General features: G+C 62.7%; 3 protein-coding genes. 1 reads left to right on the plus strand and 2 read right to left on the minus strand.

Annotated elements, in window-relative coordinates:
* A partial coding sequence (gene cydB, locus LD28_RS0104665) for a cytochrome d ubiquinol oxidase subunit II (protein ID WP_033135849.1) occupies positions 1-519 on the minus strand: 519 nt, incomplete at its 3' end.
* Positions 519-2090, minus strand: a complete 1572-nt coding sequence (locus LD28_RS0104670) for a cytochrome ubiquinol oxidase subunit I (RefSeq protein ID WP_033135850.1) — start codon at positions 2088-2090, stop codon at positions 519-521. The genes cydB and LD28_RS0104670, both read right to left, overlap by 1 nt.
* A 122-nt stretch (positions 2091-2212) precedes the next feature.
* Here LD28_RS0104670 and LD28_RS0104675 point away from each other — a divergent pair.
* Positions 2213-3245, plus strand: a 1033-nt coding sequence (locus LD28_RS0104675; protein ID WP_033135851.1) for an aminotransferase-like domain-containing protein, incomplete at its 3' end; no start/stop codon positions are given.

The raw sequence follows: 3245 nt of genomic DNA on the forward strand, positions 1-3245 counted from the left end.
GGCGGTGGCCAGCACCGAGAGCAGCCAACCCCAGTGGAAGTCGAACGCGCCGTAGTGCAGACGCAGCGCCGTGTCGAAGCGAAACGGCAGCCCCTCCATCACCAGACCGATGGCGGCGCCCAGGATCAGGGCAGGCACCAGACCACCGGCCACCAGCGCCCGATCCCACCAGCGACGCCACACCGGATCGGCCAGCTTGCTGCGATAGTCAAAACCGACCGGACGCAAAAATAGCCCGAGCAGCAGCACCACCATGGGGATGTAGAGCCCCGAGAAGGCGGCGGCATAAACCAGCGGCCAGGCGGCGAACAGGGCACCGGCACCGGCAATCAGCCACACCTGATTCCCCTCCCACACCGGCCCCACGCTGTTGATCACCAGACGGCGGTCGTCGTCATCTTTCGACACCACCGGCAGCAGCATGGCGATGCCGAGATCGAAGCCATCCATCACGATAAAACCGACCATCATGAAGAGCACCAGCGCCCACCAGATGAGTTTCAGGGTTGCGTAATCCATCAGGCGATCCTCGCAAGTTCGGGTTGTTCACCGCTGTAGCGGCCGGTATGGAGAATGGCGGGCCCCTTGCGGATCACATGGCGCAACAGGAACAGCTCCACCACCAGCAACAGGGTGTAGATGGAACAGATAGCAATGAGGCTGAACCAGAGTTGGCCCGGCTGAAGCAAAGAGACCGAGGCCGACACCGGCAGCACGTCGCTGATGGTCCAGGGTTGACGGCCGAGCTCGGCCACCAGCCAGCCAGCCTCGATGGCAATCCACGGCAGCGGAATGCTCCAGAGCAGGGTCTTGAGCAGCCGTGGTGAGTCTTGCAGCCGGTTGCGGCAGAGCTGGACAAAGCTCACTACCATCAGCCCCAGCATGGTGACGCCAAGCCCCACCATCACCCGAAAGCCCCAGAACAGCGGTGCCACTGGCGGGATGGAGTCATCGACCGCTTTGGCGATCTCCGCCTCACCGGCCTTGGCGATATTGCTGGCATAGGGGGTGAGCAGCATGCCGTAGCCAAGATCCTTGCCGTGCTGCTCGAAGCGGGCACGGTTGGCCGGGCTGTCATCACCCTGCCGGATCTGGTCAAGGGCCTCGGCCGCCACCATGCCGCTGCGGATGCGTGCCTCGTTCTGCACCTTGATATCCTTGAGCCCGGTCACCGCCTCGTCGATGGAGCGGGTGGCGATGATCCCCATCAGATACGGGATCTTGATGGCGGCGTGGGTGGTCTCCCCCTGCTGATCCGGGAAGCCGAACAGGGTGAATGACGCAGGGGCTGGCTCGGTCTCCCACTCCGCCTCGATGGCAGCGAGTTTGACCTTCTGCACCTCACCGGTGCGATAGCCTGACTCATCCCCCAGCACGATGACCGAGAGGATGGCCGCCAGCCCGAAACCGGAGGCGATGGCGAAAGAGCGCAGGGCAAACTGCACCTCGGTTTTGCGCAGCAGATACCAGCTGCTCACCCCCATCACAAACATGGAGGCCGCCACATAGCCCGCCGCGACGGTGTGAACGAACTTCACCTGCGCCACCGGGTTAAACAGCACGGCGGCGATATCCACCAGCTCCATCCGCTGGGTCAGCAGGTTGAACTCGGCCCCCACCGGGTTTTGCATCCAGCCGTTGCCGATCAGGATCCACAGTGCCGAGAGGTTGGAGCCGAGCGCCACCAGCATGGTCACCAGCAGGTGCTTGCCGCGAGAGAGCTTGTCCCAACCGAAGAAGAAGAGCCCCACCAGGGTCGATTCGAGGAAGAAGGCCATCAGCCCCTCGATGGCCAGCGGGGTACCGAAGATGTCCCCCACATAGTGGGAGTAGTAAGCCCAGTTGGTGCCGAACTGAAACTCCATGGTGATCCCCGTGGTGACCCCCATGACGAAGTTGATGCCAAACAGTTTGCCCCAGAAGCGGGTGATGTCCTGATAGATCACCTTGCCGGTCATCACATAAGCCGACTCGGCGATCACCAGGATCCAGGACAGCCCCAGCGTGAGGGGCACAAACAGGAAGTGGAACAGGGCCGTGGCGCCAAATTGCAGGCGAGACAGGCTGACCACGTCATCCGGATTGATCATGCGTCACTCTCTTTTGTTGTATTTGCCTTGCACGTTTCGTGCGTGACAAGTACATCACGGAGCATGACACCTATAACAGATGCAGTTATATTGAATTACACCTATAACAGTTGATCCAGATCATGTCCCTTTACCAGCAGTTGGCCGACCGCCTGCAAAGCCAGATCGACGATGGCATCTGGCAACCGGGGGAGCGCATCCCCTCCATTCGTCAGAGCTGCAAGACCCACGGGCTCAGCCCCATGACGGTGTTGCAGGCCTATCAACTGCTGGAGAGTCAGGGGCGGATCCTCGCCCGCCCCCAGTCCGGCTACTACGTCAAAGCCGCCTCACCACAAGTCGTGCAGCACACCCCGAGCCAGACCCACTACAGCGGCTCGGTGGATATCAACGATCTGGTGTTCGAGGTGTTGCAGGCGAGCAAATCGCGGGATCTGGTGCCCCTTGGCATGTCGGTGGCCGACCCGACCCTGTTCCCCCATCCCCAGCTCGGGCGGGCGCTGGCCAGCTGCATGCGCAAGCTCGACCCCTTCAGCACGGTGGCCGACCTGCCCCCCGGCAACGAGGCGCTGCGCCGCGCCATCGCCCAGCGTTACGCCAGTGACGGGGTGGCGGTCAATCCGCAGGAGATCATCATCACCACCGGCGCCATGGAGGCACTCTCCCTCAGCCTGCAGGTGCTGACCGAGCCCGGTGACTGGGTGGTGGTAGAGTCCCCCACCTTCTATGGTGCGCTGCAGTCCATCGAGCGGCTGAAACTCAAGGCGGTGGAGATCCCGGTGATCCCGGGGGTGGGTATCGATCTGGCGCTATTGGAAGATGCCCTCAGCCAGATGCCGATCAAGGCGTGCTGGCTGATGGGCAATGTGCAGCACCCGCTGGGCCACACCATGCCGGATGGCCACAAACAGAGGCTGATGGCGCTGCTCAACAGCCACGGGGTGCCGCTGGTGGAGGATGACGTCTATGCCGAGGTCTACTTTGGCCGCGAGCGCCCCAAGCCGATCCGCCACTGGGATCAGCGTGGCGACAGCCTGCTCTGCAGCTCCTTTTCCAAATGTCTGGCGCCGGGCTTTCGGGTCGGCTGGGTGGTGGCGGGGCCCCATGCCGAGCGGGTGCAGCGGCTGCAACTGATGTCCACCCTCTCCACCAATG

It is taken from the genome of Aeromonas finlandensis (genome assembly GCF_000764645.1).
Classification (GTDB): Bacteria; Pseudomonadota; Gammaproteobacteria; order Enterobacterales; family Aeromonadaceae; genus Aeromonas; species Aeromonas finlandensis.